We start from the raw sequence: 989 nt of genomic DNA, 5'->3' as shown, positions 1-989 counted from the left end.
AGGCACGCGATCGCCAGGTAGATCGCAATCGGAACGGACGAGTCGTACTTGCTGAGCAGGCTGGCCGCGATGATCGGCGCCAGCGAACCGGCCACGATCGACGTCACCTGGTAGCCGAGGGAGACACCCGAGTACCGCATGCGCGTCGGGAACATTTCGGCCATGATCGCCGGCTGCCCGGCGTACATGAAGGCGTGGAACACCAGGCCGATGATGATCGCTCCGAGGATGACGGCGTTGTGCCCGCTGTTCATCATCGGGAAGGCGAAGAAGCCCCACGTGCCCGCGGTCAGGGCGCCGATCATGTAGACGGGGCGCCGGCCGATGGTGTCGGAGAGCCGCCCGACGAGCGGGATCACCGCGAAGTGCACGGCATGCGCGATCAGCATCCACCAGAGGATCTGCGCGGTGTCGGTGTGGACGACCACCTTGAGGTAGGTGATCGAGAACGTGACCACCAGGTAGTACATGACGTTCTCACCGAAACGCAGGCCCATCGCCGTCAGCACGCCGCGGGGGTAGCGCTTGAGGACCTCGAAGACGCTGAAGGACGTCTCCTTGATGTGCTCCGCTTCCTTCTGCGCCTGGATGAAGATCGGGGCGTCCGTGACCTTCGTGCGGATGTAGTAGCCGACGAGGACGATCACGGCCGACAGCCAGAACGCCACGCGCCAGCCCCAGCTGAGGAACGCCGCATCGGACAGAGTCGTCGTCAGGATCAGCAGGACGACGGTCGCGACGAGGTTGCCCGCAGGAACGCCGGCCTGCGGCCACGACGACCAGAAGCCGCGGGACTTGTTCGGGCTGTGCTCGGCCACCAGCAGCACCGCGCCACCCCACTCGCCGCCGACGGCGAATCCCTGGATGAAGCGGAGGGTGACGAGCAGGGCCGGGGCCCAGTACCCGATCTGGCCGTACGTGGGCAGGCAGCCCATCAGGAACGTGGCCGCGCCGACGAGGAGGAGGCTGAACTGGAGCAGTTGCTTGCG

Annotated in this window: 1 protein-coding gene; it reads right to left on the bottom strand. The window is 66.1% G+C overall.

The window, feature by feature from the left end; genetic code table 11:
• Positions 1 to 989 (bottom strand): MFS transporter (locus G9373_RS45390; protein WP_167121357.1); only part of this gene is annotated, 989 nt, incomplete at both ends.

Source organism: Rhodococcus sp. A14 (genome assembly GCF_011603105.1).
GTDB lineage: Bacteria > Actinomycetota > Actinomycetes > Mycobacteriales > Mycobacteriaceae > Rhodococcus_F > Rhodococcus_F opacus.
This window is presented reverse-complemented; position numbering and strand designations above follow the sequence as displayed.